Origin of the sequence: Flavobacterium sp. (assembly GCF_003525665.1) — a bacterium.
GTDB lineage: Bacteria > Bacteroidota > Bacteroidia > Flavobacteriales > Flavobacteriaceae > Flavobacterium.
Genome location: NZ_DQDX01000090.1, coordinates 16785 through 19278 on the forward strand (window position 1 = coordinate 16785; position 2494 = coordinate 19278).

Below are 2494 nucleotides of genomic sequence, written 5' to 3' on the forward strand. Positions count from 1 at the left end.
TTGATATCAATTACTGCAAAAGATTTTTTTTTGGGGTCAAAATTATTTGTAAGTAATTTTAAAGTATCTAAATCAAGTGGTTGATTTCCGTAATAAGAAATTAATTTGATATCTAAGTTTTCAACAGTAACAACATAAGTACAACATGAATCAAGAATCGTAGCGATTAATTTAGTGTAAAAGTTTAATTCATTTTTCATAGTTGTATTCGTTGTTGATTAAAAAAACATAACACTTCAAGAACCTCATAAATATTAAATAATGTTGTATTACTTAAAATTTAATTTTGCGTTGTAATTTTCCAAACTAAATTCAACTATTTATGAGGCACTAATTAGTTAGTAATCCAAAGATAAAAAAAAAATTGAATTGTTGTTAATTTTGCTTTCGTTACTCATTTCTTCAATCTATAGTGTTAAATTTCTTTATTTTTTTGTGTTCGTGACATCAAATAGCTATTTAAGTTCAGTAAAGAAGACAATACAAGAATACAAATAATAAAATAACCCTAGAAAAAACAAATGTTATTTTTTTATTTGTAATTATTGATTTTCAGAATAATTTCAACAGTAAAGTTTGTAACACATGATAGTTATTAAATCAAACCGATTTCTTCTATTTTTAATCCAGAACCCAGCTTCATCATAGCTGTATTTCTGTACTACTTACAAGTTTCCACGTACTTCTCAATAATATGCTTAGTAATTTTTTTCACTTCGGCACCATTCTCTGGATTCTCGCCATCCATATTGAAAAACTGGATAGTATTTTTTTCCATCTCGAGGAATTTACGAATTTCAAAATGACCAATCATTTGGCTTAAAATCGGTGAGACTTTACAAGAAGATAACAATCAGCAAAGTGGAGACATTCCGCCAAAAAGACCCTAATTTATTTTTGAATAATTGAGGGAATTCTAATTTATTTTAATATTTTCGGGAAATGATACTAAAAAGGTGGAATTTCCCGATTTATTTTATGATGGCAATCGCCATTTTGCTTTTGTTTTCCTGTAAAAAAGAGAAAGATTCTGGCGAAGATAAAAATCCTGAATTTGAAAAATTATTAGATAAAGCTGATTCATATTATGAAAATCAAAATTTTGACAGCGCGTTCTACTATTTCTATAAGGCGAAAGAGGTTTGTAAAAACAGTGAAAAAGATCGAATAGCTTATGCACTTTATTTCATTGCAGAAATGCAAAGCAAACAATCAGACTTTATTGAAAGTGAGGCCACTGCAACTGAAATCATTAAACTGCATCCAAAATACAATTCCATAAATGACATCTATAATCTTTTAGGATTAAACTACATCGAGCTTTATGATTTTGAAAATGCTCTAAAATACTTCAATCTTGCAATAAATTCAGTAACAAGCGAAAAAGACAAATTAGTATATTTTAATAATATTGGATATAACTACCTTGAAGCTAAAGAATTCCTGAAAGCACAACAATTACTTTCCGAAGTAATAGCACATGATTCATTGGCTATTAATGCAGAAAGTCATGCAGACGTTCTCGACAATCTCGGTTATGCCTATTTCAAATTAAACGATCCAAAAGCAATCAACTACCTTAAGGAATCACTACAAATCAGAGATAGCCTTGAGAATAATTCAGAATTAATTGCATCCTACATGCATCTTTCGGAATACTATCTCAATTCCAATCCTACTCTAGCTCAAGATTTTGCGCAAAAAGCTTACAATTCGGCAACGGCAATTAACAGTCCCGACGATAGAATTGAAGCCCTAAAATTCCAAATTACATCAGGTAATTCTAACGATTTGAAAAAACTTGCGCTAAAGCAAATGAGTATTTCAGATAGCATTAATAAAATACGACAAGCATCTAAAACCCAATTTACTAAAATCAAATACGACTTTTCCATTGCTCAGAAAGAAAGCGAAAAACAAAAAACACAAAAACAACTCTATCTACTACTTTTCCTCTTTGCCTCTACTATTTTCTTAGTGATTTTCTTCACAATTCGATCAAGAAATAGAAGAAAACTAAGAACTATCTCCTACGAAACCGAAACCAGAATATCCAAAAGACTTCATGACGAACTGGCCAATGATGTTTTTAATGCGCTAACCTATGCAGAAACGCAAGACCTGCAAGACAACGCTAAAAAAGAACAACTTTTAGAAAATCTCGACGCTATTTACACACGAACCAGAAACATTGCCAAAGAAAACAGTGATATTGATACTGGAAGTAATTTTCAAGATAATTTACAAAGCATGATTGCGAGTTATATTTCTAACGATGTAAACGTGCTAATTCAAAATCAGAACACTATAAATTGGCATTTAGTAAAAAAAGAAGTTAAAATTGCAGTCTACAGAACGTTGCAAGAATTACTGGTCAATATGAAGAAGCACAGCCACTGTTCTGTAGTAGTGATAAGGTTTGAAAGCACAAAAAACAAAATCACAATCAACTATTCTGATAACGGAATTGGCACCTCCGAAATGTTAAAATTTA

At 30.3% G+C, this 2494-nt stretch carries 2 protein-coding genes; one reads left to right on the forward strand and one right to left on the reverse strand.

The annotated features are described in order from the left end of the window. Nucleotides 1–200: hypothetical protein (locus DIU01_RS06765; RefSeq protein WP_290832784.1), on the reverse strand; the 200-nt coding region annotated here is incomplete at its 3' end. Between the two features lie 742 nt (nt 201–942). Between DIU01_RS06765 and DIU01_RS06770 the strand changes: the two genes are divergently transcribed. Beyond that, the coding region (locus DIU01_RS06770; RefSeq protein ID WP_290832786.1) for a hypothetical protein at nt 943–2494 on the forward strand (1552 nt) is incomplete at its 3' end.